We start from the raw sequence: 25928 nt of genomic DNA, 5'->3' as shown, positions 1-25928 counted from the left end.
TCTCGGAGGGGGCGCAGGTCGCTCAGACCTGGGCTTCCGAGGTCACGGACGCGGCATCGGCCAGCGCCGCGAGATAGCGCTCGGCGTCCAGCGCTGCCGAGCAGCCGGTGCCGGCGGCGGTGATCGCCTGGCGGTAGGTGTGGTCCACCACATCACCGGCGGCGAACACACCCGGGACATTGGTGCGCGTGCTGGGCGCGTCCACCGCAATGTAGCCCTCGTCGTCCAACTCCAGCACGCCCTTGAAGAGTTCGACACGCGGGTCGTGGCCGATGGCCACGAAGAGACCGGTGACCGGAAGCTCCGACTTCTCGTCGGTGCTGGTGTTCCGCACGACCAGCCCGGAGACCTTGCCCTCCGCGCCCTGGATCTCCGCCACCTCGCTGTCCCAGAGGAACTCGATCTTCGGGTCGGCGAAGGCGCGCTCCTGCATGGCCTTGGAGGCGCGCAGCGTGTCCCGGCGGTGGATGACGGTGACCTTGCGCGCGAAACGGCTCAGGAAGGTGGCCTCCTCCATGGCGGTGTCGCCGCCGCCGACCACGGCGATGTCCTGCTCGCGGAAGAAGAAGCCGTCACAGGTGGCGCAGTAGGAGACCCCGCGACCGGAGAGCTGGTCCTCGTTGGGCAGCCCCAGCTTGCGGTGCTGGGAACCGGTGGCGACGACGACCGCCCTGGCGCGGTGGACCGCCCCCGAGGTGTCGGTGACGGTCTTGACCTCGCCGCTGAGATCGACGGAGACGATGTCGTCCGGCACCAACTCGGCGCCGAAGCGCTCTGCCTGGGCGCGCATGTTGTCCATCAGGTCGGGACCCATGATCCCTTCCTGGAAGCCAGGGAAGTTCTCGACCTCGGTCGTGTTCATCAACGCGCCGCCGGCGGTGACCGCGCCCTCGAAGACGAGCGGGTTGAGCGAGGCGCGTGCGGTGTAGAGCGCGGCGGTGTAGCCCGCAGGTCCGGAGCCGATGATGATCACGTTGCGGACGTCGCTCACGGAAATCTTCCTTGTCTGGTGGTCTCTCACCCGGGACCCTGGCTGGGCCCTCAGTCGCTTAACGGTTCCCAGGGTCCCAGACATTCCCAGGCCGTTGGCGCCCCCGGGGGTGTTCCTCGGAAGGTGTTCCGACCTGGAGGGCTCGCGACCGTGGGCCGCGAGAAGGAAACGCCGATCAGCCGGTCCGGGCGCCGCTACTCGCGGGGGTAGCTCTCCTCCAGCAGGATCTCCCCCGTGACCGGCGGAGTGGCGGAGACGCACTGGGCGTCCACCACATAGGCGGTCACCAACTCCGGGTCCTCGCTGTGCGGGAAGACCACCAGATAGGCGTCGGTGCCGTTGTAGTCCTCCTCGTTGACGGCGAGCGGCTCCTCGGGGCGGCCGATCGCCTCGTCCACACAGGTGGGCATGTCGGAGAGCGTGTGCATCTCGCCCGAGCCGGGGTCCTCGGTGGCCCCCTCGGTCGGTTCCTCGCTGGGCGCGCTGGTGGGGGAGGGCGGCGATGTCGGAGGCTGCGTCTCGGGGAGGGGCTCCTGCTCCGGGGACGTCTCCTGCTCCTCCGGAGCCTCGGGGCTGTGGGAGTTCTCCAGAAGCTCGCGGACCTGACCCTCCAGGGACTCCACCGGCGGCTCGGGTGCGCGCAGCGCGCCGTCCTCGTCGGCGGGGGCGTCGGCCATGGAGCCACCGGCGTCGCTTCCGCCGGCCGAGCCCAGGGCCTCCAGCACCACCGCGCCGATGCCCACGGCCAGAGCCGCGCCGGCGGCGGCGAGCGCGAGGCGGGCCCGGGCGTACCGTCGGCTGCTCCGCGCTGTTTCACGTGAAACGACGGCGGCGGGACGCGCGTCGGGGCGGGCGGCCTCGGCGGCGAGGGCGGCGTCGATGCGGAAGACGACATCCTCCGGGATGGGCCCCGGGTCGGTCTCCTCGTGAAGCGTTCGACGCAGCGCCGTCAGCTCGTCGAGCGTTGCCGCGCAGGCGGCGCAGCGCGCCAGATGCGCGCGGAGACCGGCGGTTTCGGAGGGTGTCAGCAGATCCTCGTCCAGCGCCGCCAGCTCGGCGGGCTCGGGATGTGTCTCACTCATGTGCCCACCTCCTTCTCGGTGGCGCCGGGTGCTTCCCCGCCCCTCGGAGATGGGACGGATGGGCCTGGGGTCTGGTTCCTTGGCCCGTCCTCCTCCGGGGAGGCCTTGGGGTGAAGGTGGCGGAGCAGCGGCAGCAGCCGCGCCCTGCCACGCGCGCAACGGCTCTTGATGGTGCCCACCGGGGTCTCCAGGATGCGGGCGGCCTCCGCGACCGGATAGCCCTGCATGTCGACGAGGACCAGGGCGGCGCGCTGCTCCAGGGGCAGCTCGGCGAGCGCCGACGTCAACTGGCGCCGCAGGTCCTGCCGTTCGGCCGGCGCCTCGGCGGACTCGTGGGGCTCCAGCAGGTCCTCCAGCCGCTCCGGCTCCGGCATGGGCGAGGTGCGGCGGCTCTGGGCCCGGCGCACCCGGTCCAGGCAGGCGTTCACCGTGATGCGATGGAGCCAGGTGGTGACGGCCGAGTGCCCGCGGAAGGTGTGGGCCGAGCGGTAGGCGGAGACAAACGCGTCCTGAAGGGCGTCCGCCGCCTCCTCACGGTCGCCGAGGGTGCGCATCGCGACCCGCCAGAGGCGGTCCCGGTGGCGCCGCACCAACTCGGTGAACGCGTCCGGGTCCCCGGCCACATGGCTCGCCAGCAGCTCCTTGTCGGTGGCGACGGCAGGTTCGCTCGGAGCCTGACTGCTCACGACGGAACCTCCCCTCTCCCCTCGGCCGCCGCGCCCGCACTGGCACGCGGTTCCCCGGACCGACTACTGGTTGACGCTGATATCGGTGATGCGGCCACGGTAGTTGCCGTCGTTCCCCAGCGGCAGGTCGGTGAGCCAGACGAGCACGAAGCGCGTTGTCACCGGCTCGTCCCCCTGGAGCGTGAGCGAGCTACCCGTCGCGCTGTCCAGCGTGACGAAGTCGTCCGCGCCGCTCGGCGGCGTGGTCGCGTCGGCCGGGGCGGCTCGGAACTCGACGGCGGTGTCGCCGACGGCCTCCACAGTAAGCGACCGCACCTCCTGGGCTTCGCCCAGGTCCAGGATCAGCCCGAGTCCCCGCTTGAGGTTGCCGAAGGACGGCCCGTAGTAGTTCTTGGTCTGCCAGTAGCTCTCGGGGTCGCCGTCGATGACGAGCGGTGCGGACTCCGGGTTCTGACCGGAGCCCTCGGGGTCGAGTTCCGTTACGGAGCTGACCTCCAGCGGCCCGGGCGGCGGCTCCTCCACGTCGTCGCCCTCGTCGGGCCCGGGGGCCGGCGTCGCGTCGGCGGGGGTGTCGCCCTTGAGCAGCGCGTCCGCCAGCTGCCAGCTGCCCAGGCCGAGGGCCGCGATGAGCAGGGCCGAGACCGCGACCTTCAGGGCGGTGCCCCAGCGCCCTCCCAGCGCGGGAGGAGCGCTCCCGGCGGCGCCCGCGACGCCCGGCCGACCCGGGGCCGTTGGCGGGCCGCCGGCCACCAGGGTGCCCCGCTGGTAGGTGGTCGGCTGGTGGAACTGGGGAAGGGCGGAGGGCGTCGGCTCCGGCGGCCTGATCCGGGGCAACTGGGCCAGCGCCGCGCTCAGCTCCTCCGGCGTCGTGAGCGCCGGCTTCTCGCTCACCGCCGTGGCGCCGTCGTTCACCAGGGCGCGCATGGCCAGTTCGGAGAGTCCGCGATGGACGCCGGCCCGCACCTGCTCCGGGGTGAGCAGCGGCTCCCGGCTTCCCTTGCTCAGGCCGGCGACACCGCTGAGCCCGTAGACGCCCTCGGGGTAGGGCCAACGTTGGGTCAGCGCCGCGTAGAGCAGCGCCCCGATGGCCTCGGTGTCGGCCCGCTGTGGGTCTTCCACCTCGATCCCCCGCAGCGCGGCGTCGACCGCCAGCCCACGGATGCGGAACTGGCAGGGCCCGGTGCGCAGCACGGTGGCCGGGTTGAGCCGGAGGTGAACCAGGTTCTCCCGGTGGGCGGCCGCCATGGCCTGAGCCACCTGCCCGGCCAGCGCCTGGGCCTCGTGGGGATCGAGCGGCCCCGCGTGGAGCACGGTGTGGAGCGGGGTGGCGTCGGGCAGCCACTCGTGGATGACGTGGACCAGGCCCTTCTCCTCCACCGCGTCGAGGACCTGGACGAAGCGCGGGTCACCCAGCAGCGCCGTGGCCCGGGCGGCCGAGAGCACGGTGGCCGCCCGCTCGTGGCTGGCGGGCAGGACATGGACGCCCACGGCCCGGCGAAGCTTCTCGTCGACCGCACGCCAGCTGCTGAAGCCGTCCAGTCGGGTGATGCACTCCTCCAGCCGGTAGCGGCCGGCCAGCCGGTGCCCGCTGTGCAGCTCGACCGGCTCGGGGGTGGGCTGGGGGCGCTCCTGCGCGGTGCCCTCCGTCTTGCCCTCGGCTCTCTGGCCGTCCGACGCCTGCTCGGTGCTCGCCGGGTCCTGCGGAGGGCTCGTCGCCGTGCTCCGTTCCGCCACCGTCGCTTCCGCCTCCCCGTTCCGGGCCATCGGTCGTGGACTCTGCCAGGTTCATTGTGCCGTTAGTCCGTCACCCTGCACGACATGTGAGGGCGCCGGGAGGTTGTACGGAGGGTGGCCGGGGAGTGTCCCGACCGCGACCGCCCGTGCCGGTCCTCCGCGAGTCACGAGGTCAGCGCCCCAGGCGGCTGCGGACCATGCTGACCAGAACCGTCATCTCCTGGATGCGCATTCGACGCGCCGCCAGATAGAAAACGGCCAGCAGCAGCAGTCCGCCCGCGCCGAGCGCCGCGAGGGAGCCCAGCAGGCCCTGCCCCAGCGTGTTCAGCAGCGCGAGGCCCACGAAGCCGCCGATCGCCGCAGCCGGGATGCAGGCGCCGCAGAGCCTGATGTAGGTGCGGACGACCCGGGCGCCGTCGAGGTCGGTGCGCATCCGCTGCCGCAGCCGGCGCCAGGCGACCACCACGCCGAACGCGTAGGCCAGGCCGTAGCCGAAGGCGATGCCCGCGACCACCCACCGGTCGGGGAGCACCACGAAGCTCAGCGTCGACAGCACGATCCAGGTCAGCGAGACCACGACCGTGTTGTAGAACGGCGTCTTGGTGTCCTCGTAGGCGTAGAAGGCGCGCAGCACGACGTACTGGGCGGAGTAGGGGATCAGCCCGAGGCCGAAGGCCATCAGGATGTATCCGAAGGACCGAGCGGCGTCGCTGCCGGCGGAGCCGAAGAGCAGGGTGCAGATCGGGATGCCGAGCGCGAGGAAGACGAAGCTGATCGGCACGATGGCCACCGCCGAGGTGCGCAGCCCGTGCGAGAGGTCGTCCCGGACGGCCGCCGTGTCGTTGTCGGCGGCGGAACGGGAGAGCCGGGGCAGCAGCGCGGCCATCACGGAGACGGTGATGATGGCCTGTGGCATCTGCCAGATCAGCAGCGTGCTGTTGTACGCGGTGAAACCGGTGCCGGGGAAGCCGGCGGCGCTGGCGTTGTCGCCGGCCCAGGTCGCGAACTGGGTGACGACGATCAGCGCGGCCTGGTTGGCCAGGACGAAGAGCACGGTCCACTTGGCCAGCCGGGCCGCCTTGCCGAGGCCGTGGCCGCGCCAGTCGAAGCGGGGCCGGATGCGGAATCCCGCCGCCCTGAGGTAGGGGAGCATGGCGCCGGCCTGCACGACCAGGCCCAGCAGGGTGCCGATGCCCAGCAGCCGGATGCCCTCGGGCGTGATGGTGGAGACCGACATCTCCGAGCTGCGCTGCGTCCCGTAGACCCAGAGGAACATCCCGAAGGTGAAGATCACCACGATGTTGTTGAGCACCGGGGTCCACATCATCGCGCCGAAGCGGTCCCGCGCGTTGAGGATCTGCCCCAGCACCGTGTACACGCCGGTGAAGAAGATGGTGGGCAGGAAGTAGCGGGCGAACGTGATGGTCAGCTCGTTGGCCGCCGGGTCGCTGGCGAACTTGGCGGTCTGCAACCGGACCAGCAGCGGCGCGGCCACCATGCCCATCACGACGAGGGCGGCCAGGGCGACCATCACCAGGGTCAGCAGCCGGTTGGCGTAGGCGTCGCCGCCGTCCTCGTCGTCCTTCATCGCCCGCACCAGCTGGGGAACGAAGACGGAGTTGAGGCCGCCGCCGATGATCAGGAAGTAGATCATCGAGGGCAGGGCCCAGGCCACCGTGTAGGTGTCGCCGAGCACGGCGGCGCCGAGGGCCGCGACGATCACCAGCTGGCGCACGAACCCGGTGATCCGGGAGACCAGCGTGCCGGCGGCCATTATCGCGCTGGATCTGAGGATGCTGCTGGCCCGGCCGCCGCTGGGCGACTCGGGGGGCGGCGTGGGGTCGGCGGCGGGCGCCGGCGCAGCGGCGGGTGGCGGCGGCGAGGGCGGCGGGCTGGCCGGCGGCGCCTGGTACTGGTGCTGGGGGTGCGGCGGCTGCCGGGGATACGGCTCCGGGTTGGGCCGGGCGGGGCCGGCGCCGGGGTGCTGCTGGTCGCGGAAGAGGTAGGCGAACGCGTCGTCCGGCTGCCCGGCCCTCGGCTGCTCGGCCGGCGCCGACGGATAGCCGCCTGGCTGGCCCGCCAGTTCGGCGGGGCCGCCGAACTGGCCGCCGGCCCCCGGGTGTTGGGGCTGCTGCCCGTAGGGCGACGGGCCGGCGTCGTACTGCTGGCTCGGCGCCCACCCGGGGTCCTGGTAGTGCTGGTCGACGGGCGGCTGCGCCGGATAGCCGTGGTGGCCGGCCGCGTTCGGCGGCGGGGGGTGGGCGGTGCGGTCGTAGAGCGCCTCGCCCACCGGGTCCTGGGCCAGCGGGTCGCGGTCGGCGTACGGGTCGTGCTGGTAGCTGTCCGCGAGATAGGGGTCGTAGCCCGGGTGCTGCTGGTGCTGGCCCGGAGGTGGGCCCGCCGGCTGGGCCTGCGGGGGGTAGCCGGCCTGCTGGCCGTAGCCGGGGTGCTGGTCGTAACCGGGATGCTGGTCGTAGCCGGGGTGGGGCGGCTGCGGGTACTGCTGGCCGCCCTGGTCCGGAGCGTTCTCCGACCAGCCGGACGGGTCACCGCCGTCCGGCGCCTGGCCGCGTTCACGGTCATACGGCGCTTGCATCGCTACCCCTTAGGTTCACGGTCCGGACTCCGGCTCACTCGTCGGGGTCCAGCCTCTCACCCCTGGGCGGGGTGCCGGCGTCGCCGTCGTTGGTGTCGGAGTCGCTCTCACCCGCCGGGGCGTCGTCCTCCGATGCCTCGCCCTCTCGGGCGGCGCGCTTGCGCTGGGTGTACATCCGAATCCCGGCGAGGACCACCAGCAGTAGGCCGCCGGCGATCACCATGAGCACGCGGGGGGTGTAGGAGGTGACACTGGCCTGGAAGCGCATCGGCTCCCCGTAGGCCTTCTGGTCCTCGGTGGTGAAGAGACGGGCCTCCAGGAACGTGCGGCCGTTGGCCCGCGCCGTGGTGGAGAACTTCACCGTCTGGCTGTGCCCGCCGCCCACCGCGATCTGCTGGGTCTCGCTGACCTCCAGGCCCAGCCGGCGACTTGAGGTCAGCCGCAGCTCAAGACCCTGGATGTCCTGGACCAGGTTGTTTTCCACCGTGACCGGGATGGTGGCGCTGCGCCCCGAGAGGGTGATCGGGGACTTCTGGATGATGCTGACCCGGCCGGTCAGGTCCTCCAGGCCGTTCTGTACGGCGAAGCGGTAGGCGGCCGCGCCCGACTCGTGGCCGCGCCAGGAGGTCGACATCTCGCGGCGGATGGCGTTGCCGAAGGGGGACTCGACCCGGTCCGGGCGGGTGAGGATGACCGCGAAGTCGTCCAGCGTCCGCTGGGTCTCCCGCATCGTCTGGAACGCGCTGGTGGGCAGCTCCTGTTGACGCAGTCGGGACGGGTACTCGTCGGCGCTCGGCACCCGCTGGTTGGCGGCGGGGTCGGGCTCGGCGGCGGCCGTGGCGCTCAGGTTGTCGAACGAGATCCAGTCGGCGTCCTCCTGGAGGGCGCGGATGGCGTCGGCCATCGCCTGGGCCTGGTCGCCGGTCGGCATCCGTTGCGGGGCGAGCAGCAGGTTCCGTTCGGTGTCCGACTGCTGCCGGGCGATGGCGAAGGTCTGGGCGAGGAGCTGCTGGCCGGCCATGGCCGCGTTGCTGGTGCTGCTCATGTCCTCGGTGAAGAGGGTGGAGAGCGTCGCGTCGGCGACCACGGCGGTGTTGCCGTCCCCGATGGGGCGGGCGGCCGAGGGGGTGTGGGCGAGGCCGTCGTCGCGCAGGCTGTCGCTTCGGGCGATGACATGGTGGGCGCCGGCGGAGGTGGCCACCGAGACGATCGAGGGGTCGATCGCGCCCTCCACGGGCCAGGCGAAGTCGGTGGTCGGCTCGACCCTGAGCACCGTGTCGACCGTGACGGCCGCCGTCTCGGTGGCGGTGGCCAGCTGCCGAAGCGCGCCCTGGACCTCCCGCCCCTGGTGCGCGAGGGAGGCGAGGTCGGGGTCGCCGGAGGGGAGGGCGACCACTTCGTCGTTGCGGACCGCGTCCTGGAGGGCGCCGAGCCAGGCCCTGGCCTCCTGTTGGCCGTCGCCGGCGACCAACTCGTCGCCCTCGTAGACCTGGTACTCCTCGACCATGGCATCCACGGAGGCGAGCAGGTCGGGGTCGATCACCCAGGTCACCGGGAGGTCGGCGCCGAGGGTCACCATGCGGTGGAGGCGGCCGCCGGGGGAGATCTCCTCCAGCAGGGAGCCGTCCCGGAAGGCGGGGGTCTGCTCCTCGTCGGCTCCGGTCTGGGCGGTCAGATGCGTGCGGGAGACGAGCGGCCACAGAAAGGTGAGGCGCGTGCCCGCGCCCTCGGTGGAGCCCGAGGGCGTCCAGGGCAGCAGGCTGCGGTCGATGCCGAGAATCCGGTCCCACCGGCCGTCCTCGGTCTGCCCGGTGAGCGTCACGCCCACCTGGTACACCCCGTCGGCGCCGAGCGAGAGCGCGGAGACCGGCACCTGGAGGGAGAACGTCCGGGACATGCCGGGCCGGACGGTGCCGATGTCCTGGCTGTGCCCCTGCACTATGGGGCCGTCGGTGTCGAGGCTGAACTCGGTGAGCGCCATCGACTCGTCGAGGGCGGCGCGGCTCTCCAGGAGGACGCCCTGGCGGGCGGCCACCGAGCTGTTGAGGATGGCGGTCTCGCCCTCGTTGGTGACGGTGCCGCGCAGGGTGAGGGTGTCGCCCTCCTCCGGCACCCTCGGGCTCACCTCGGTGAGGGCAACGGTGGCCGCCGCGCCCTCGTTGGTCGCCGTCCGGGCGTGCGGCGCGCTGGCCGCCGAGGCCGGTCCCAGCCCGCTGGAGAGAAGGGTGGCCAGCAGCGCGGCGAGGAGTCCGAAGAGTCGGCGCCCAGGACGCCCGAGGAGCTTCCCGCGCCGGTCGCCACCGGAGCGGGACGATGGTGTCTCCGCCATCTCTGGCACGCGTCAGCCCCGTTCCTTCTCGTCCCCGCTGTCCCGGGGTCCGTCCCCAGCCCTCAACGCGCCTTCATGGTAACGATGATCGAAGCGTGCGAACGCCATGGATCGGCCGCTCCCCCGGCCCCCGGAGACGGTGCCCGACGACCCGGGGCACGTACCCTGTGCTGTTGTGCCGAACGACAGGAAAGACACCAACGTCCGCCAAGCCGCACCCGAGCTGAGCCAGGCGCAGCGGCTGGCCGTGGGGGAGCTGCTGCGGGTCTCCCCCATCGCCGACGATCTCGCCACCCGCTTCGCGGAGGCCGGGTTCACCCTGGTTCTGGTGGGGGGTTCGGTACGCGACGCGCTCCTGGGCCGGCTCGGCAACGATCTCGACTTCACGACGGACGCGCGCCCGGAGGATGTGCTGAGGCTGGTGCGGCCCTGGGCCGACGCCGTCTGGGACGTGGGCATCGCGTTCGGCACCGTGGGCTGCCGCAAGAGCGCCCCCTCGGGCGGCGACGCCGCCGGGCGCCGGGAGTACCAGCTGGAGATCACCACCTACCGCTCCGAGGCGTACGACCGGGACTCCCGCAAGCCCGAGGTCGTCTATGGCGACTCCCTCGAAGAGGACCTGCGGCGCCGGGACTTCACGGTCAACGCGATGGGTGTGGCGCTGCCGCAGAAGGAGTTCGTCGATCCCCACCACGGCCTCGCCGACCTCGCTCAGCGCGTGCTGCGCACCCCGGGAACCCCCGAGGAGTCCTTCTCGGACGATCCGCTGCGGATGCTGCGCGCGGCCCGGTTCGCCGCGCAGCTGGGCTTCACGGTGAGCGAGCCGGTGCGCGAGGCGATGACGGGGATGGCCGAGCGGATCGACATCGTCTCCGCCGAGCGCGTGCGCGACGAGCTGAACAAGCTGCTGCTGAGCCCGCATCCCCGTCAGGGGATCACGCTGCTCGTCGAGACCGGCCTGGCGGACCGGGTGGTGCCCGAGATCCCCGCCCTGCGCCTGGAGCGCGACGAGCACCACCGGCACAAGGACGTCTACGAGCACAGCCTGACCGTGCTGGAGCAGGCCATCGACCTGGAGGAGGGCCAGCCGGACCTGGTGCTGCGGCTGGCGGCGCTTCTCCACGACATCGGGAAGCCGAAGACCCGTCGGTTCGAGGGCGACGGCCGGGTCTCGTTCCACCACCACGAGATCGTCGGCGCCAAGCTCACCAAGCAGCGGATGGCCCGGCTCAAGTACCCCAACGAGCTGATCAAGGACGTCTCACGGCTGGTGGAGCTGCATCTGCGGTTCCACGGCTATGGGACCGGCGAGTGGACCGACTCGGCCGTGCGCCGCTATGTGCGGGACGCCGGGCCGCTGTTGGAGCGGCTGCACAAGCTGACGCGTTCCGACTGCACCACGCGGAACAAGCGGAAGGCGCAGGCGCTCTCCCGGGCCTACGACAGCCTGGAGGAGCGCATCGAGCGCCTCAAGCAGCAGGAGGAACTCGACGCCATCCGGCCCGACCTCAACGGCAACGATGTCATGGAGATCCTGGGGCTGCCGCCTGGGCCCGATGTCGGGCGGGCCTACCGCTTCCTGCTGGAACTCCGCCTGGAGAAGGGGCCGCTGGGGCGCGAGGCCGCCGAGGCGGCGCTCAAGGAGTGGTGGGCCGAGCAGGGTTGACCGCGCCGCGCCGGCCTCGCTCCCGCGCTCAGCCCGCCGCGCTCGTCGCCGTTTCACGTGAAACAGTGCGCCGTCGCAGCCGGTGGATCAGCAGGGCGGTCAGCACATAGATCGCGGAGACCAGGCAGAGCAACGCCGGGGAGCGGCCGTCGGGGGGCAGTATCAGCGCCGCCACCCCGGCCGCTCCCACGAAGGCGATGTTGTAGAGCATGTCGTAGAGCGAGAAGACCCGTCCCCGGAAGGCGTCCAGAACCGACGCCTGCACCACGGTGTCGGTGACGATCTTGGCGCTCTGGGAGACCAGCCCCAGCACGAACGCGGCCACCAGCATGGGCACCGGCCGGAACGAGAGGCCCAGCGCCGGCACCAGCACCGCCGCCGACAGCGCGCAGCAGACATACCAGCCCAGCCGCCCCAGGCGGGCCACCAGCCAGGGCGTCACCAGGGCCGCCACAAAGAAGCCGGCGCCGGAGACCCCGACGGCCACGCCCAGCAGCGCGACCCCCTCGTCGCCGCCGTCGTCCCAGGCGTGGCGGCAGAGCATCAGCACGGTCACCAGCAGCGCGCCATAGCAGAACCGCATCAGCCCCACCCCCGTCAACGTGCCGGCGGCGAGGGGGCGTTCGTGGAGATGACGGAGGCCGGCGACCAGCCCTCGGCCGGTGGTGACGAGCGCGGCCCGCAGGTCCCGCGCCAGGGAGGCGTCGCTCGGGCCCAGCTGGTCCCGGCCCAGCCGCAGCGCGGACAGTCCGGCCAGGAGGTAGATCGCCGCCGCCAGCAGCAGCGCCAGCGTGTCCTTGGCGCCCTGGGAGCGGGCCAGCAGCTGAACGACGAAGGCGGCGCCCCCGCCCACGGTGGCCGCGAGCGTGCCGGCGGTCGGGGAGAGGGAGTTGGCGACGACGAGCCGTTCCTCCTCGACCACCCGGGGCAGGGCCGCCGAGAGGCCGGCCAGGACGAAGCGGTTCACCGCCGTCACCAGCAGCGCCGACAGATAGAAGAGCCAGTCGGGCGAGCCGCCCAGGATCAGGGCGCAGGTCGCCACGACCAGCCCGCAGCGGAGCAGGTTGCCGAAGAGGAGCACCTGGCGTCGGCGCCAGCGGTCGAGCAGCACCCCCGCGAACGGCCCCAACAGCGAGTAGGGGAGCAGGAGTACGGCCATGGCCGCCGCGATGTCCGTCGGCCTGGTCTCCTGCTCCGGGGCGAAGACCACATAGGTGGCCAGCCCCACCTGGAAGACGCCGTCGGCGAACTGCGAGAGCAGCCGCACCGTGAGGAGTCGGCGGAAGCCGCTGCCGCGCAGCAGCCCTCGGAGGTCCCGGATGACGGAGGCGCCCTGCGGCTGTCCTTCGGGCTGCGGCTGTCTTTCAGGTTTCACGTGAAACGTCGTCCGTGGTCTGCGGCGGCCAGGTGCGATCGGGCCGGGAGGGAACGGGGGGCGGTGGAGCGGCCGGCCGGGAAGTGCCCCAGGCGACATAGGCGTTGGGGGTGGCGGACGGGGACGGCCGCCGGCGGCGCAGGGTGAAGACGTCGGGCGCGCCATCGAGCACCCCGCCGCCCGGATCGTCCGAGCCGTCCCGACGTACCGGGTCGTGCTCGGGCCGGAGTGCGTCGCGCACCACCATGGCACAGAGGTAGGCGGTGCCCACCAGGTGGAGCAGGATGGCGAACTGGTAGCCGCCGACGGAGAGTCCCTGCTGGTCCTCCCCGTGGCGATAGGCGAGGTACATCCAGATCCCGAGGTAGTAGAGCACCTCGCACGCCTGCCAGATCAGGAAGTCCCGCCAGCGGGGGCGGGCCAGCACGGCCAGCGGGATCAGCCAGAGCACATACTGCGGCGAGTAGACCTTGTTGGTGAGGACGAACAACGCCACGACCAGAAAGGCCAGTTGAGCCAGCCGGGGCCGTCTCGGGGCGCTCAGGGCCAGCAGCGCGATCCCGGCGCAGCCGAGCGCCATCAGCACCATGGCATAGGTGTTGACCGACTCCAGCGCGGTGTCGGCCCGTTGGGAGATGATCAGCCAGAACGAGCCCACATCCACCGGGCGGTCCTGGCTGAAGGTGTAGAACTTCGACCAGCCCTTCGGGGCCAGCAGCAGCACCGGAAGGTTGACCGCCAGCCAGGCACCCACCGCGCCCAGGGTGGCGGCGCCGAACTCGCGCCAGCGTCCCGCGCGCCAGCAGAGCACCAGCAGCGGGCCCAGCAGCAGGGCCGGATAGAGCTTGGCCGCCGTCGCCAGGCCGATCAGCACGCCGGCCCCCACAGCCCGGCCCCGCGACCACAGCAGCAGCCCGGCACAGGTGAGCGCGCCGGCCAACAGGTCCCAGTTGATGGTGGCGTTGAGCGCCAGGGCCGGGGCCAGCGCGACCAGCAGGCCGTCCCAGGGCCGGTCGCGGTGCAGCCGGGTCACGCAGACGGCGATCACCACGGCGCACACCAGCAGCAGCCCCGCGTTGATCATCCAGTAGAGCTGAGCCTCGCGTATCCCGCCGCCGCCCGGGGTGAGCCAGGAGGCGGCCTGCATGAAGAACCCGGTGAGCACGGGGTACTCCAGGTACTCCATGCCGCCGGAGACCGAGTCGGGCAGCTTGTCGAAGTAGGGGATCTTCCCCTCGGCGAAGCCGCGCGAACCGTAGAGGTGCGGGATGTCGGAGTAGCAGGCGTGGGTGTACTGGCCGGTGGCGCCGTAGAACCAGTACTCGTCGTAGCAGGGCGCCTTCTGGACCATCCCCAGAGCGAACATCCCGATCGCGATCAGCGCGATCAGCCGCACCGGGCTCCACCAGCCGCCGCCCCGGACCGCACGCCGGCCGACGGGCCCACCGATCAACTCGCTGCCCGCCGCCGCCACTTCGTCCTGGGCGGTGGGGTGAACGACGGTCGACTCGTGGGGATGCGCCATGGGCCCATCCTGCCGCACGGCCCGCACCGGGGGCGGAGCGCGGGTCGGGCGCGCGGCGTGTGGTGCGTCGTCGCGCGGCGAGCGGCCGGGGCCTGACGAACCTGGCGGCCGGGACCGGGGCGCCCGGCGTGGGAACGGCCGAGGGCCGGGCGATGGGTCCCTGCCCATGCCCGGCCCTCGGTGTGCCCTCGGTGTGGAGCGTCGCTAACCCTGGCCCCAGAGCGATCCGCTGTCTTCGCTCCCGCCGCCGCCGTTGTCCTGTCCGGCGTCCTGGCCCTGGTCGGTCCCGACGTTGCCGCCGTTCTCTCCGCCGCCCTGGTCGGCTCCGGCATCCTGGCCGGCGTCCTGACCGCCGTCCTGGCCGCCGGTTTCGCAGTTCGGTTCCCAGATCTGGCAGGGCTCGGTGGGCTCGGGATCGGGTTCCGTCTCGGTGGGCTCCGGGTCGGGTTCCGTCTCGGTGGGCTCCGGGTCGGGCTGCTCCTCCTCGGTCGGCTCGGGGTCGGGCGTCTCGGTCGGCACCGGCGGCGGGCTCTCCGCGCCACCGCCCCAGATGGTCTCCCCGATCTCCGGCGGCTCCGGGAACTCCGTGGGCTCGTCGTCGGCGGTGGCCTCCTGCATGAAGGCCAGCCAGACGGAGAGGGGGAGGCTGGAGCCGTTGATCCGCTCCATGCCGGCCGTGCCGCGCATCGACATGAAGCCGGCCTCCTCGCCCTCCGCGAGGTCCTCCGCGTCGTCCGCGATGCGCCACATGCCGACGGAGGTCGAGAGGTGCGGGGTGTAACCCACGAACCACGCGCTCTTGTTGTCGTCGGTGGTGCCGGTCTTGCCCGCCACCGGCTTGTCGAAGCCCTCCTCGACGATCCGGTGGCCGCTGCCCTGTTCGCTCTCCACCACGTCGGTGAGCACGTCGGTCACGTTGTCGGCGACCGCCGCCTCGATGGCCCGCTCGGTCGCGGACTCGTGCTCCCACGTGGAACCGTCCGGCTTGACGACCGAGACGACCGAGTAGGGATCGGCCCGCTCGCCGCTGGCGGCGAAGGTGGCGTAGGCGGTGGCCATCCGGATCGGCCCCGGCGTGGAGACGCCCAGGGCGAACGACGGCACCGAGTCGTCGGCCGGGCCGAGGCTGGACTCCAACAGGCCGGCGTCCTGGGCCACCTGGCTGACGGTGCTGGGGCCGATGTCCATGCCCAGCTGGACGAACGGCGTGTTGGCCGAGACCTCCATGGCCTCCCGCAGCGTCACCTCGCCCTGGGATCTGCCCTCGAAGTTGGCCTGGAACCACTCGACGTCCTCGCCGGTCTCCTCGTCCTCGACCAGCAGCGGATCGCCGTTGTACTTGTTGATCTGGAGCCGGTCCTCGCTGAGGTAGACGCTCTCGGGCGAGAGCTGGACGCGGTCCTCGCGGCTCTGATCGGGGCCGCCCTCGGGATCGCGGACGCCTTCCTGCATCGCCGCCGCCAGCACGAAGGGCTTGAACGTCGACCCCACCTGGGCGTTGGGCGCGTCGGCGTTGTTCACATAGTGCTCGGGGTAGCCGGCGCCGCCGTAGATCGCCACGATCGCGCCGTCGCCCGGCACCACCGAGGCCGCGCCGAACTGCACGTGCCGGTCCTCGGGGCGGGCCTCGGGGTCGATGTACTCCTCCTCGACCTGGGTGACGGCCTCCTCCATCTGGTCCATCATCTGCCGGTCGAAGGTGGTGTGGATCTGGTAGCCGCCCTTGGCCAGGTCCTCCTCGCTGACGATGTCGTTCGCGATGAGGTAGTTGTCCACCAGGGTGGTCAGATAGCCGATCTGACCCTCCTTCTCCATGGCGGGGGTGGGCTCACGCACCTCGGGGAACTCGTTGATCTCCTCGTACTCGGCCTGGGAGAGGTTGCCCACCTCCAGCCGGCGGTCCAGCACGTACTGCCAACGCTCCTGGGCGCGTTCGAGATTGGCCTCGTCGATCTCGCCGGTGGCGCCGTAGGGGTCGTAGAGCGCCGGGCCCTTGAGCAGGTTGGTGAGGAAGGCGCACTGGCTCGGGTCGAGGTCGGCGGCGTCCACGCCGAAGTACGCCTGCGCGGCGGCCTGGATGCCGTGGGCGCCGCGGCCGTAGTAGGAGGTGTTGAGGTAGCCCTCCAGGATGTACTCCTTGGAGCGCTCCGCACCCACCTTGATGGACAGCAGCAGCTCGCGCGCCTTGCGCTCCAGCGTCTGGTCCTGTGTCAGGTACATGTTCTTAACGAACTGCTGGGTGATGGTCGAGCCCGACTGGACGTCGCCACCCCTGGCCATGTTGAACACGGCCCGGCCGATGCCCATCGGGTCGATGCCCGAGTCCTCCCAGAAGGTGGCGTTCTCGGCCGCCACCACGGAGTCCCGCATCGCCTCGGGGATGTCCTCGTACGGGATGTTCTGCCGGTTGACCTCGCCGCCGGAGACCACCATCCGCTCGCCGTCGGCCCAGTAGTAGACGTTGCTCTGCTGCTGGGCCAGCTCGTTGGGGTCGGGGATCTCGGTCAGGGCGTAGGCCAGCCCGACCAGCCCGACCAGCAGGCCGAAGAACGCGACCGCCGAGCCGAGCACCTGCTTCCAGGAGGGCACCCAGCGGCGTGCCCCGCGCTTGTCGGAGCGCGGGTAGTCGATCAGCCGCTTCCGCCCCCTGGGCTCGGCCCGCCTCCGCCGCCCGCCGCCCGAGGCGCCCTCGGAGGCGCTGGCGGCGCGGCGACGTCCCCCGCCGCCGCGCTGGGCGGCCCTGCGCGCCTCCGCGCGACTGCCGTAGGCGCGCGGCCCCGGCACCCCCGGCGGGGCCGGCACCCCCGGCGGGGCCGGCACCCCCGGCGGGGCCGGCACCCCCGGCGGGGCGTCCGGAGCCGACGGGGGAGCGGGCGGCGGCTCGGCGCGATGGCCGGACGACGCGGCCCGGCGACCACGCGACTGCGGCGGCTTGCGACGGTGCTCGCTCATGGGGCAGCTACTCCTAGGACAGACATCCCTGCCTGTGGACGGCGGGTACTTCTGGTGGCCCGATCCCCCGGTGTGCGACCTGATCCCACATTCGGGCGCACGTCACCTAGCACGGAGACGTCATCGCGCTCCGCAAGGTTCCCCGTTGGGCTGATCCGCACGGGCCCAGACTACGCAGCGCCAAAAGCCATCTTTCTTGCCAGAATGGGCAATTGGGGCATTACCTTGACGGTGAACCAAAGATGTGACCCCCTTCACCATCCCCGCGCTTGCCGACCTCGCCCCGGCGTTCTATCTTTGCGATGTATCGAGCTGATACATCGGTTCAATGCATCAGAGCGAGTACCCGTGCGAGTATCGCCCGGATGCGGACGGACGAGCCTCCCCGTGAGGCGCGGACAGGTAAGGCAAGGCAAGGCACAACGGATGCGGACGGAGGTGAACTCCCGGGTGAGCCGGAGATCGGGCGTTCTGGAGTTCGCCGTACTCGGCCTCCTGCGCGAGGCCCCGATGCACGGGTACGAGCTGCGCAAGCGGCTCAACACCTCGCTCGGCGTCTTCCGTGCCTTCAGCTACGGCTCCCTCTACCCGTGCCTCAAGGCGCTGGTCCAACAGGGCTGGCTGGCCGAGGAGTCGGGCCGCGATCCGGACGACCCCCGGGCCACGCCGCTGTCCAACCGTCGCGCCAGGATCGTCTACCGGCTCACGGCCGAGGGCAAGGAGCGCTTCGAGGAGCTGCTCGCGCAGACCGGCCCTGACTCCTGGGAGGACGAGCACTTCGGGGTGCGCTTCGCCTTCTTCGGCCAGACCTCGCGGGACGTGCGGATGCGCGTCCTGGAGGGCCGCCGCAGTCGGCTTGAGGAGCGTCTCGCCAAGATGCGGGCCTCCATGGCCCGCACCAGGGAGAAGCTGGACGCTTACACCCTGGAGTTGCAGCGTCACGGCATGGAGTCCGTGGAGCGTGAAGTCCGCTGGCTCAACGAGCTGATCGAGAGCGAGCGGGAAGGACAGGAGCAGCGCGAACAGCGCGGCCAGGGAGGCGCGCGGGAGCGCGCACGCCCCGATCCGTCCGACGACAGCACCAACTAATCCCCCCGCGACGGAGCGGGGTCACGTCGAGAACACACAACAGGGAGCAACCGGAATGGGTTCGGTTCGCGTAGCCATCGCCGGCGTGGGCAACTGCGCCGCCTCGCTGGTACAGGGCGTCGAGTACTACAAGGACGCCGCCCCGGACAGCCGCGTCCCGGGTCTGATGCACGTCCAGTTCGGCGAGTACCACGTCTCGGACATCGAGTTCGTGGCCGCCTTCGACGTTGACGCCAAGAAGGTCGGCATCGATCTGAGCGATGCCATCGGCGCCAGCGAGAACAACACCGTCAAGATCTGTGACGTGCCCCCCACCGGCGTGACCGTGCAGCGCGGGCAGACCCTCGACGGTCTGGGCAAGTACTACCGGGAGACCATCGTCGAGTCCGACGACCAGCCGGTCGACGTCGTCCAGGTCCTCAAGGACACCAGGGCCGACGTGCTGATCTGCTACCTGCCGGTCGGCTCCGAGGACGCCGCCAAGTACTACGCGCAGTGCGCCATCGACGCCAAGGTCGCCTTCGTCAACGCCCTGCCGGTCTTCATCGCCGGCACCAAGGAGTGGGCCGACAAGTTCGTCGAGGCCGGCGTCCCGATCGTGGGCGACGACATCAAGTCGCAGGTGGGCGCCACCATCACCCACCGCGTGATGGCCAAGCTGTTCGAGGACCGGGGCGTCATCCTGGACCGCACGATGCAGCTGAACGTCGGCGGCAACATGGACTTCAAGAACATGCTGGAGCGCGACCGGCTGGAGTCCAAGAAGATCTCCAAGACCCAGGCCGTCACCTCCCAGATCCCCGACCGGGACCTCGGCGAGAAGAACGTGCACATCGGCCCGTCGGACTATGTGGCCTGGCTGGACGACCGCAAGTGGGCCTATGTGCGCCTTGAGGGGCGCGCGTTCGGCGACGTGCCGCTCAACCTGGAGTACAAGCTGGAGGTCTGGGACTCCCCGAACTCGGCCGGCGTGATCATCGACGCGCTGCGCGCGGCGAAGATCGCCAAGGACCGGGGCATCGGCGGCCCCGTGCTCTCCGCCTCCTCGTACTTCATGAAGTCCCCGCCCGTGCAGTACTTCGACGACGTGGCGCGGGAGAGCGTCGAGAAGTTCATCCGTGGCGAGGTCGACAACTGAGGTCGCCCCACCCGGCGTCACGCGCGGCGTGACCCGACACCCAGCGGCAGCCCCGGCCCGTTTCCGGGGCTGCCGCCGTTTCATGGGGCCGACGCCGAGGCGCCGCGCCGTTCAGCGGTCCGTCAGGCGGTCCACCTGGGTCGTGGTGTGCCGCAGGATCGCCTTCAACTCGTCGCCCACCTTGGGCTCCTTGGCGTCCGCCGGCACGAACAGGATCGACACCTGCATGTGCGGCGGCTCGGCGAACCAGCGCTGCTTGTCGTCCCAGACGAACGGCGAGAGGTTCCGGTTGACCGTCGCCAGCCCGGCCCTGGCCATCCCCTTGGCCCGCGACGTCATCCCGTGCAGCGCCTTGGGCGCCTCCAGCCCGACCCCGTGCGAGGTGCCGCCGGCCACCACGGCCAGCCAGCCGTCGCCCGGCGCCTTCTGCTGCCGGTAGCCGAAGCGGTCCCCCTTGGCGACCGGGGTGACGTCGAGCACCGCGCCCCGGTACTCGGTCGCGCCGTGGTCGCCCAGCCAGAGCCGGGTGCCGATCCGGGCCCGGAACCTGGTCTGCGGGAACTGCTGCCGCAGCCGCGCCAGTTCGCGCGAGCTGAGGTGGCTGACGAACATGGTGTCCAGCGGCAGCCGGGCGGCCCGTAGCCGGTCCATCCAGCCGATGACCTCCTCCACGGCGTCGCTGCCGTCGGTGCGGTCCAGCGGCAGATGGATCGCGAAGCCCTCCAGGCGGACGTCGTCGAGCGCGGCGTGCAGCTTGCCCAGGTCGCGTTCGGTCACGCCGTGGCGCTTCATCGAACTCATCACCTCGACCACCACCCGCGAGCCGACCAGCCCGTAGACGCCGTCCACGGACGAGGCCGAACGCACCACCCGGTCCGGCAGTGGCACCGGCTCCTCGGTGCGGCGGTAGGGCGTCAGCACGAGGATGTCGCCGCTGAAGCGGTCCTTCATGGCGGCGGCCTCGTAGGTGGTCCCCACCGCGATCATGTCCAGCTCCAGCAGGGAGACCTCCTCCGCCAGCCGGTCGTGGCCGAAGCCGTAGCCGTTGCCCTTGCACACGGGAACCAGACCGGGGAAGTCGGCGACGACCGACCGCTGGTGCGCCCGCCAGCGGTCGGTCTCGACGTAAAGGGTGAGCGCCATGGCCGGGGTGACCCTTTCTACTGTTGTTCCGCTGAAGTTCTGCGGTGGCTGCTGGATGGCTGCTGGGTGTCTGCTCGGTGAGTCGGCTGGCGGGGCGGTCTGGCGGATCGGCTGGCGGGATCGGTCGTGGGTGGGTCGTGGTTCGGTCGTGGGTCGGCGGACGGTGGTGGCGCGGGCTACGACGCCCGGCCGGGTCAGCGCCGCGACATGTAGATGTCGAGCGCCTTGTGGAGCAGCTTGTTGAGCGGGAAGTCCCACTCACCGAGATACTCCGCCGCCTCGCCGCCCGTGCCCACCTTGAACTGGATCAGGCCAAAGAGATGGTCGGTGTCCTCCAGCGAGTCGCCGATGCCCCGCAGGTCGTAGACGTGCGCCCCGAGTTGGTGGGCGTCGCGCAGCATCTGCCACTGCATCGCGTTGGAGGGCCTGACCTCCCGCTTGTGGTTGGCCGAGGCACCGTACGAATACCACACATGGCCACCCACGATCAGCATGGTCGCGGCGGCGACCGGCTCGCCCTCGTGGAGCGCGAAGTAGAGCCTCATGCGGTCGGGCTCCTCCTCGTTCAGAACCCGCCACATCCGCTCGAAGTACATCAGGGGACGCGGGCGGAACCGGTCACGTTCGGCCGTCACCTCGTAGAGCCGTTGCCAGGCCGGCAGGTCGTCGAAGCCGCCCCTGACCACCTGGACACCGGCCTTGTCCGCCTTCTTGATGTTCCGGCGCCAGAGCTGGTTGAAGCCCTTCTGCACGTCGTCCAACGACCGGTCGCGCAGCGGGATCTGAAAGACGTAGCGCGGCTGCACGTCGCCGAAGCCGGCGCCGCCGTCCTCGCCCTGCTGCCAGCCCATGCGCCGCAGCTGGTCGGCGACCTCGAACGCCTTGGGCTCAAGGGAGGTCGCCTCGACGTCCCGCAGCCGCTTGACCTCGGGGTTCTGGATGCCCGCCTTGATCGCCGCCGCACTCCACCGCCGGATCACCACCGGCGGGCCCATCTTGACGGAGAACGCGCCCTGCCGCTTGAGGTGCGCCAGCATCGGGCGCAGCCACTCCTCCAGGTTCGGCGCGTACCAGTTGATCACCGGCCCCTCGGGAAGATAGGCCAGATACCGCTTGAGCTTGGGGAGTTGACGGTAGAGCACCAGCCCGACGCCGACCAGGCGCCCGCCGGCGTCGAACCAGCCCAGCGACTCCGAGCGCCACTCAGCCTTGACGTCGCCCCAGGCCGGAACCTGCATATGGCTGGCCGACGGGAGCGAGCGGATGTACGCGAGGTGTTCGTCGCGGCTGATGGTCCTCAGGGTCAGGCTCATGCGGGCGCTCCTTGGGCGTCAAACGCAGCGTCTCGCCCGGAAGCCTAACGGCGCGGCGGTCCCCCGGGGACGGCGCGGTGGCGCTCGGCGCGCACGCGTGGCGCGCCGGCGCCCGCCGCCCTGTCCTCGCCCTCGCGAGCGCCCGGAGCGCCCCCTCAGCCGGGCCAGCCCGGGAAGAGGCCGCCGTGGGAGAGCCCGAGATAGAGCCCGACGCCGGCCGCGCCCATGCCGATCACGGTCACAAAGCGCTGACCAGTGGTGGCGGAGATCAACTGGCTGACCGCGCCGATCAGAAGACCGGCAAGACCCGTCCAGCTGCTGATCACATGCAGTCCGGAGAAGATCGATGTGATCGCCGCGACCAGGCCCAGCAGCAGGGTGATCGAGGCGAGCGCGTTCTCCCTGGGGTGCGCTCGGCCATCGGTGTTCAGCAGGGAACCGACGGTGTGGGCGAACGGACCGCGGTGTGCTGCCTGAGTCATAAGAGACCCTTCGTTGGCTTTCATCCCTATCTATCCAGATTGCAGCGCTCTCCGGGAGGATTTCAACCGGAAGGCGGGATGCGGGTACGGTGTACTGTCCGCGCCCGGTTTTCCGACCGGGGGTGGACCGCATCACGACCCTCCTGCCACGGAACGCCCGTGGCCGCCTGAGTCCAGAGGAGGTGGGTTCACGTATGCGTCACTACGAGGTGATGGTGATCCTCGACCCCGACCTTGAGGAGCGTTCCGTCGCTCCCCTGATCGAGTCGTTCCTGTCCGTGGTCCGCGAGGCCAACGGCAAGGTCGAGAAGGTCGACACCTGGGGTCGTCGCCGTCTCTCCTACGAGATCAACAAGAAGCCCGAGGGCATCTACTCGGTGATCGACCTCCAGGCCGAGCCCGATGTCGTCAAGGAACTCGACCGGCAGATGAACCTGAACGAGTCGGTCATGCGGACCAAGGTCCTGCGGCCGCTCACGCGCTGATCCAGCGGATCGACGCGACAACAGAGGCATCAGTCGAGGTCGAACGCCCGTCGCGCGCCCCTCGGGGCGGCGTCGGGAACGGCGTCAGCACGGCGCCGGCACGGCATCAACTCGGCCGGGAACGTGGGCCGATGGACGCCGGTGACCGCACGCGGTCACCACTGTCAGTGCCATGAGTCATCATCGCAGCAACAGCAGTTAACCCCCGCCGAGAGGTACCCCCAATGGCAGGCGAGACCGTCATCACGGTCGTCGGCAACCTGGTCGATGACCCCGAGCTGCGCTTCACCCCATCCGGTGCGGCGGTCGCGAAGTTCCGTGTCGCGTCCACGCCGAGGATCTTCGACCGGCAGACCAGCGAGTGGCGGGACGGCGAGAGTCTCTTCCTCACCTGCTCGGTCTGGCGCCAGGCCGCGGAGAACGTCGCGGAGTCGCTCACCAAGGGCACCCGCGTCATCGTCCAGGGCCGGCTCAAGCAGCGGTCCTACGAGGACCGTGACGGCGTCAAGCGCACGGTCTTCGAGCTGGACGTCGAAGAGGTCGGCGCCAGCCTGAAGAACGCGACGGCCAAGGTCACCAGGACCGCCGGCCGTGGCGGCCAGCAGGGCGGCGGCGGTGGCGGCTGGGGCGGCGGCGGAGGCCAGGGCGGTCCCGCCGGCGGCGGCCAGCAGGGCGGCGGAGCACCGGGGGGCGACCCCTGGGCGACCGGCGCTCCCGCGGGCGGCGGCCAGCAGGGCGGCGGCGGTGGCGGCTGGGGCGGTGGCGGCGGTGGCGGCGGCTACTCGGACGAGCCCCCGTTCTGAGCGCGGTGCGTTCGACCCAGGCACCCAACTTCTTTTGAGATCACCGGAGAAACACGATGGCGAAGCCGCCCGCGCGCAAGCCGAAGAAGAAGGTTTGCGTGTTCTGCAAGGAGAAGATCTCCTACGTTGACTACAAGGACACGAACCTGCTGCGGAAGTTCATTTCCGACCGTGGCAAGATCCGTGCCCGCCGGGTCACCGGCAACTGCACCCAGCACCAGCGCGATGTCGCCACGGCCGTCAAGAACAGCCGTGAGATGGCGCTGCTGCCCTACACCTCGACCGCTCGCTGACCGGAAAGGATGGTATGACGCGTCATGAAGATCATCCTGACCAATGAGGTCTCCGGCCTGGGCATGGCCGGCGACGTCGTCGAGGTGAAGGACGGGTACGCCCGTAACTACCTGCTCCCCCGTGGTGTGGCCATTCGCTGGACCAAGGGTGGGGAGAAGGACGTCGAGCAGATCCGTCGCGGTCGCAAGATCCGCGAGATCGCCTCGATCGAGCAGGCCAACGACGTCAAGGCCCAGTTGGAGGGCGTCACCGTCCGGCTGAAGGTGCGCGCCGGCTCCGGCGGGCGGCTCTTCGGCTCGGTCACCCCGGCCGACATCGCCTCGGCGGTGAAGAGCGCGGGTGGCCCCGATGTGGACAAGCGCCGCATCGAGCTGGGCAACCCGATCAAGAGCCTGGGCTCGCACCGGGTCTCCGTCCGGCTGCACCCCGAGGTCGTGGCCAACGTGGGCATCACGGTGGACGCCGCCAAGTAACGCATGGGACGCCCCCGAGCGGGGCGTTCACGCGGCTCCACGGGCCGTGTCCCGGTCGCCTTCGACGGCACCGGGACGCGGCCGTTCGCGTTCCGGCGCTCGGGCGTTCCGCGCTTGGGCGGGGTTTCCGCGCTCAGGCGGGGGAGGCGCCGGTCACCAGCCAACGGCCCGTCCTGGTCCGCAGCCCCAGGGTGAGCAGCCGGGTGCCCATCATCAGCCCGGCGATGGCGCCCCACAGCGCGGTCACGCCGCCGCCCAGTGCGGGCACCAGCAGCGCCACCGGCGCGAAGACCAGCAGGGTCAGCAGCATGGCGCTCGCCAGATACCGCCCGTCGCCCGCGCCCATCAGCACCCCGTCCAGCACGAAGACCACGCCGGCCACCGGCTGGGTCACGGCCATGACCAGCAGCACCGGCAGGAGCTGCTCGCGCACCTCGGGGTCGCCGGTGAACAGCCGCAGGGCGAGCGGGCTCGCGGCGACCAGCAGCACCGCGAGCGCCGCCCCGCCGACCGCGCCCCACCACACCATCCGGCGGCAGGCCGCCCGGGCGCCGTCCCGGTCGGCGGCGCCGAGATACCGGCCGATGATCGCCTGACCCGCGATGGCGACCGCGTCCAGCGCGAAGGCGAGCAGGGTCCAGATGGTCAGCGCGATCTGGTGCGCCGCGACGTCCGCGTCGCCCAGCCGCGCCGCGATGGCCGTGGCGATCAGCATCACGGCGCGCAGCGAGAGGGTCCGCACCAGCAGGGGAACGCCGGCCTTCGCGTTGGACCGCAGCCCGGCCGCGCTCGGGCGCAGGTCGGCGCCGTGGGCGCGGGCGCCCCTGACCACCACCCGCAGATAGACGGCGGCCATGCCCCACTGGGCGAGCACGCTGCCCCAGGCGGAGCCGGCGACGCCGCCGTCCAGGCCGTAGATGAAGAGCGCGTTGAGCGCGATGTTGGTGCCGAAGCCGCCGACCGCCACCAGCAGCGGGGTGCGGGTGTCCTGGAGCCCGCGCAGCACCCCGGTCGCGGCCAGCACCATAAGCATCGCGGGGATGCCGAGGGCGCTGATCCGCAGATAGCTCACGGCGTGCGGGGCCGCCGTCGCGGAGGCGCCGAAGGCGTCGACGACGGCGGGGGTGAGCGGCACGAGCACCGCCACCAGCGCGACGCCCAGCAGCAGGGCCAGCCAGACGCCGTCCATGCCGCGCCGGATGGCGGTGGGCAGGTCGCCGGCGCCCACGCTTCTGGCGACCGAGGCGGTGGTGGCGTAGGCGAGGAAGACGAAGACGTTGACCACGGTGGTCAACAGGGCGGCGGCGACGCCGAGTCCGGCGAGCTGGGCGGTGCCCAGATGGCCGATCATCGCGCTGTCGGCCATCAGGAACAGCGGCTCGGCGACCAGGCTGCCGAAGGCGGGCAGCGCGAGGGTGAATATCTCCCGGTCGTGCCGCCGCGCCCGCCGCCGGTCGCGGCGCGGTGCGTCGGCCCCGCCGGACCGTTCGCCCGGCGGCTCGCCCGACGGCTCGGCTGGTGGCTCGCCGCGTGCGGGCGTGGGCGAGCCCTCCGCCCTGCTGGTGGATGACATGGCTCGATCCAAACATCCACAGGTAATGGACGCAAGAGATGAAGGGCCCTTACCTTCGCTCGTGTGTCCGGGGGTGCGGTGTGATGGTCGGTGCGACTTTCCGCAAAGTTGACGACCGCTGCCACCCGTTCCGCATCCCCGGTGACCCTCTGGGAAACACGCAGGTCACGGCGGATTTTTCAGCGGGTGGGCCGGGGAT

The 25928-nt window shown here is 71.3% G+C and carries 20 protein-coding genes; 7 read left to right on the top strand and 13 right to left on the bottom strand.

The window, feature by feature from the left end; all coding sequences use genetic code 11:
• Positions 1-22: 22 nt before the first annotated feature.
• The 6 genes from trxB to FH609_RS21270 form a co-directional block, all read right to left on the bottom strand.
• Positions 23-991 (bottom strand): thioredoxin-disulfide reductase, encoded by a 969-nt coding sequence (gene trxB, locus FH609_RS21295; RefSeq protein ID WP_139670052.1) that lies wholly within the window; start codon positions 989-991, stop codon positions 23-25.
• 194 nt (positions 992-1185) lie between these two features.
• Complete coding sequence (locus FH609_RS21290; protein ID WP_139670050.1) at positions 1186-2073, bottom strand: anti-sigma factor family protein; 888 nt, start codon at positions 2071-2073, stop codon at positions 1186-1188.
• Positions 2070-2759 (bottom strand): RNA polymerase sigma factor SigM, encoded by a 690-nt coding sequence (gene sigM / locus FH609_RS21285; RefSeq protein WP_139670048.1) that lies wholly within the window; start codon positions 2757-2759, stop codon positions 2070-2072. Before sigM ends, FH609_RS21290 begins: the two co-directional genes overlap by 4 nt.
• A 63-nt stretch (positions 2760-2822) precedes the next feature.
• Positions 2823-4523: a protein kinase family protein gene (locus FH609_RS21280; protein ID WP_139670046.1), complete on the bottom strand. Its 1701-nt coding sequence runs from the start codon at positions 4521-4523 to the stop codon at positions 2823-2825.
• 142 nt (positions 4524-4665) lie between these two features.
• Positions 4666-7089, bottom strand: coding sequence for a murein biosynthesis integral membrane protein MurJ (murJ, locus tag FH609_RS21275; RefSeq protein WP_139670044.1), 2424 nt, complete (start codon positions 7087-7089; stop codon positions 4666-4668).
• Between the two features lie 34 nt (positions 7090-7123).
• Positions 7124-9418 carry a DUF6049 family protein gene (locus FH609_RS21270; protein WP_139670042.1) on the bottom strand — a complete coding sequence of 765 codons (2295 nt, stop codon included), beginning with the start codon at positions 9416-9418 and terminating at the stop codon, positions 7124-7126.
• A 106-nt stretch (positions 9419-9524) separates the two neighbouring features.
• Here FH609_RS21270 and FH609_RS21265 point away from each other — a divergent pair, with 106 nt between their 5' ends.
• Positions 9525-11084: a CCA tRNA nucleotidyltransferase gene (locus FH609_RS21265; RefSeq protein WP_139670040.1), complete on the top strand. Its 1560-nt coding sequence runs from the start codon at positions 9525-9527 to the stop codon at positions 11082-11084.
• Positions 11085-11112: 28 nt separating this feature from the next.
• Here the strand turns inward: FH609_RS21265 and FH609_RS21260 are convergent, their stop codons facing one another.
• The 3 genes from FH609_RS21260 to FH609_RS21250 form a co-directional block, all read right to left on the bottom strand.
• The gene (locus tag FH609_RS21260; RefSeq protein WP_226961856.1) at positions 11113-12459 is read right to left on the bottom strand and encodes an MFS transporter; all 1347 of its coding nucleotides are present in this window, start codon (positions 12457-12459) and stop codon (positions 11113-11115) included.
• Positions 12449-13984 carry a glycosyltransferase family 87 protein gene (locus FH609_RS21255; protein WP_226961855.1) on the bottom strand — a complete coding sequence of 512 codons (1536 nt, stop codon included), beginning with the start codon at positions 13982-13984 and terminating at the stop codon, positions 12449-12451. Before FH609_RS21255 ends, FH609_RS21260 begins: the two co-directional genes overlap by 11 nt.
• Positions 13985-14188: 204 nt before the next feature.
• Positions 14189-16936: a transglycosylase domain-containing protein gene (locus FH609_RS21250; RefSeq protein ID WP_139670034.1), complete on the bottom strand. Its 2748-nt coding sequence runs from the start codon at positions 16934-16936 to the stop codon at positions 14189-14191.
• 450 nt (positions 16937-17386) lie between these two features.
• Between FH609_RS21250 and FH609_RS21245 the strand changes: the two genes are divergently transcribed.
• Both FH609_RS21245 and FH609_RS21240 read left to right on the top strand, forming a co-directional pair.
• Entirely contained in the window at positions 17387-18025 is a 639-nt protein-coding gene (locus FH609_RS21245) for a PadR family transcriptional regulator (protein ID WP_139670295.1), read from the top strand.
• Positions 18026-18080: 55 nt separating this feature from the next.
• Positions 18081-19163: an inositol-3-phosphate synthase gene (locus tag FH609_RS21240; protein WP_139670032.1), complete on the top strand. Its 1083-nt coding sequence runs from the start codon at positions 18081-18083 to the stop codon at positions 19161-19163.
• 111 nt (positions 19164-19274) lie between these two features.
• Here the strand turns inward: FH609_RS21240 and FH609_RS21235 are convergent, their stop codons facing one another.
• The 3 genes from FH609_RS21235 to FH609_RS21225 all read right to left on the bottom strand — a co-directional run bounded on the left by FH609_RS21235 (position 19275) and on the right by FH609_RS21225 (position 22101).
• Positions 19275-20306, bottom strand: a complete 1032-nt coding sequence (locus FH609_RS21235) for an alanine racemase (RefSeq protein ID WP_122183430.1) — start codon at positions 20304-20306, stop codon at positions 19275-19277.
• A gap of 194 nt (positions 20307-20500) precedes the next feature.
• On the bottom strand, positions 20501-21619 hold the full coding sequence (locus FH609_RS21230; protein ID WP_122183431.1) for a lipid II:glycine glycyltransferase FemX: 1119 nt from the start codon (positions 21617-21619) through the stop codon (positions 20501-20503).
• Positions 21620-21774: 155 nt separating this feature from the next.
• On the bottom strand, positions 21775-22101 hold the full coding sequence (locus FH609_RS21225; RefSeq protein ID WP_139670030.1) for a hypothetical protein: 327 nt from the start codon (positions 22099-22101) through the stop codon (positions 21775-21777).
• Between the two features lie 194 nt (positions 22102-22295).
• Here FH609_RS21225 and rpsF point away from each other — a divergent pair, with 194 nt between their 5' ends.
• The 4 genes from rpsF to rplI all read left to right on the top strand — a co-directional run bounded on the left by rpsF (position 22296) and on the right by rplI (position 24156).
• On the top strand, positions 22296-22586 hold the full coding sequence (gene rpsF, locus FH609_RS21220; RefSeq protein ID WP_122183433.1) for a 30S ribosomal protein S6: 291 nt from the start codon (positions 22296-22298) through the stop codon (positions 22584-22586).
• Between the two features lie 224 nt (positions 22587-22810).
• Complete coding sequence (locus tag FH609_RS21215) at positions 22811-23389, top strand: single-stranded DNA-binding protein (RefSeq protein WP_139670029.1); 579 nt, start codon at positions 22811-22813, stop codon at positions 23387-23389.
• Positions 23390-23445: 56 nt separating this feature from the next.
• Complete coding sequence (gene rpsR / locus FH609_RS21210) at positions 23446-23682, top strand: 30S ribosomal protein S18 (protein WP_003978893.1); 237 nt, start codon at positions 23446-23448, stop codon at positions 23680-23682.
• 24 nt (positions 23683-23706) lie between these two features.
• A complete protein-coding gene (rplI, locus tag FH609_RS21205; RefSeq protein WP_139670027.1) occupies positions 23707-24156 on the top strand; it encodes a 50S ribosomal protein L9 in 450 nt (149 codons plus the stop codon).
• A gap of 133 nt (positions 24157-24289) precedes the next feature.
• On the opposite strand, the gene FH609_RS21200 is transcribed toward rplI, so the two are convergent.
• Positions 24290-25729: an MATE family efflux transporter gene (locus tag FH609_RS21200; protein ID WP_139670025.1), complete on the bottom strand. Its 1440-nt coding sequence runs from the start codon at positions 25727-25729 to the stop codon at positions 24290-24292.
• Positions 25730-25928 lie beyond the last annotated feature (199 nt).

The sequence above is a fragment of the Streptomyces sp. 3MP-14 genome, assembly GCF_006334905.2.
GTDB lineage: Bacteria > Actinomycetota > Actinomycetes > Streptomycetales > Streptomycetaceae > Streptomyces > Streptomyces triticirhizae.
This window is presented reverse-complemented; position numbering and strand designations above follow the sequence as displayed.

Bases quoted from the DNA above. Each gene is read 5' to 3' on its own strand.
- FH609_RS21250 (WP_139670034.1), bottom strand. From the start codon at position 16,936: ATGAGCGAGCACCGTCGCAAGCCGCCGCAGTCGCGTGGTCGCCGGGCC.
- FH609_RS21280 (WP_139670046.1), bottom strand. From the start codon at position 4,523: ATGGCCCGGAACGGGGAGGCGGAAGCGACGGTGGCGGAACGGAGCACG.
- rplI (WP_139670027.1), top strand. From the start codon at position 23,707: ATGAAGATCATCCTGACCAATGAGGTCTCCGGCCTGGGCATGGCCGGC.
- FH609_RS21200 (WP_139670025.1), bottom strand. From the start codon at position 25,729: ATGTCATCCACCAGCAGGGCGGAGGGCTCGCCCACGCCCGCACGCGGC.
- murJ (WP_139670044.1), bottom strand. From the start codon at position 7,089: ATGCAAGCGCCGTATGACCGTGAACGCGGCCAGGCGCCGGACGGCGGT.
- FH609_RS21240 (WP_139670032.1), top strand. From the start codon at position 18,081: ATGGGTTCGGTTCGCGTAGCCATCGCCGGCGTGGGCAACTGCGCCGCC.
- rpsR (WP_003978893.1), top strand. From the start codon at position 23,446: ATGGCGAAGCCGCCCGCGCGCAAGCCGAAGAAGAAGGTTTGCGTGTTC.
- FH609_RS21215 (WP_139670029.1), top strand. From the start codon at position 22,811: ATGGCAGGCGAGACCGTCATCACGGTCGTCGGCAACCTGGTCGATGAC.
- FH609_RS21235 (WP_122183430.1), bottom strand. From the start codon at position 20,306: ATGGCGCTCACCCTTTACGTCGAGACCGACCGCTGGCGGGCGCACCAG.
- rpsF (WP_122183433.1), top strand. From the start codon at position 22,296: ATGCGTCACTACGAGGTGATGGTGATCCTCGACCCCGACCTTGAGGAG.
- FH609_RS21270 (WP_139670042.1), bottom strand. From the start codon at position 9,418: ATGGCGGAGACACCATCGTCCCGCTCCGGTGGCGACCGGCGCGGGAAG.
- FH609_RS21290 (WP_139670050.1), bottom strand. From the start codon at position 2,073: ATGAGTGAGACACATCCCGAGCCCGCCGAGCTGGCGGCGCTGGACGAG.
- FH609_RS21255 (WP_226961855.1), bottom strand. From the start codon at position 13,984: ATGGCGCATCCCCACGAGTCGACCGTCGTTCACCCCACCGCCCAGGAC.
- FH609_RS21225 (WP_139670030.1), bottom strand. From the start codon at position 22,101: ATGACTCAGGCAGCACACCGCGGTCCGTTCGCCCACACCGTCGGTTCC.
- FH609_RS21230 (WP_122183431.1), bottom strand. From the start codon at position 21,619: ATGAGCCTGACCCTGAGGACCATCAGCCGCGACGAACACCTCGCGTAC.
- FH609_RS21265 (WP_139670040.1), top strand. From the start codon at position 9,525: ATGGATCGGCCGCTCCCCCGGCCCCCGGAGACGGTGCCCGACGACCCG.